This is a genomic window from Pseudomonas sp. GW821-FHT01E05 (assembly GCF_059422425.1).
In genome coordinates, this window is sequence record NZ_JBWKWW010000029.1 from 1 (window position 1) to 613 (window position 613).

Consider the following 613-nt stretch of genomic DNA (forward strand, 5'->3'; position numbering starts at 1 on the left):
CGCCGCACCGTCGCTCCCACATTTGATCTTCATCTGCCTGTCACCAATCGGTTGTGATCACCATGAATACTTCGACGCTCAAAGCACATATGGAAATTCCCCAGCCGGTTCGCAAAAGCCGCCTGAGCAATCCCGGCTGGTTTCTGGTCAGCCCCTCGGTGGCGCTGTTACTGCTGTGGATGATCGTGCCGTTGGGCATGACCCTGTACTTTTCGCTGATCCGCTACAGCCTGCTCTACCCTGGTGAAAACCAGTTCGTGGGGCTGGAGAACTTCACCTACTTCCTGAGCGATTCGGGCTTCCTGCCCGGCGCCACCAATACCCTGTTGCTGGTCGGCAGCGTGCTGCTGATCAGCGTGGTACTGGGGGTGTTGATCAGCGCCTTGCTGGAGGCCAGCGAGTTTCTCGGGCGCGGCATCGTCCGCGTACTGCTGATCTCACCGTTTTTCATCATGCCCACCGTGGGTGCGTTGATCTGGAAGAACCTGATTTTCCATCCGGTGTCGGGGATTCTCGCCTACGTCTGGAAGCTGTTCGGCGCGCAACCGGTGGACTGGCTGGCGCACTACCCGCTGCTGTCGATCATCATCATTGTCTCCTGGCAATGGCTGCC

General features: G+C 58.6%; 1 protein-coding gene. It reads left to right on the forward strand.

What is annotated here, in order from left to right; translation table 11 throughout:
* Nucleotides 1-62: 62 nt before the first annotated feature.
* On the forward strand, nt 63-613 hold a 551-nt coding region (locus AC07W5_RS29460), incomplete at its 3' end, for a carbohydrate ABC transporter permease (RefSeq protein ID WP_495024865.1).